Consider the following 273-nt stretch of genomic DNA (forward strand, 5'->3'; position numbering starts at 1 on the left):
GTATCGCATATTGCCTGCTACGATGGCGATTGCGGCCGTAGCAAGCCAAATGCTGCGAACCTTTGAGATGCTGTATTTCAAAAATACGCAAATTGCCATTCAGATGATTGATACGGAGCTGCACGATGGCTTGACCTCAGAAACGCTGTCCTCGGATGACCTGACGAAAATGGAGATTGGTTATACGGACAAGCTGCTTACCTATGCGAAAAAGGTTCATGGCTCTTTAAAATCAGTCGGAAGAGGACGCTATGCAATCTTCACCACAAGAGG

General features: G+C 46.9%; 1 pseudogene. It reads left to right on the forward strand.

Going from position 1 to position 273, the window contains the following annotated elements:
• A pseudogene (locus SB773_RS31705) lies at positions 1 to 273 on the forward strand (ArsR family transcriptional regulator); the annotation flags it as partial.

The organism is Bacillus sp. SIMBA_074 (assembly GCF_046534555.1).
Classification (GTDB): domain Bacteria; phylum Bacillota; class Bacilli; order Bacillales; family Bacillaceae_G; genus Bacillus_A; species Bacillus_A mycoides.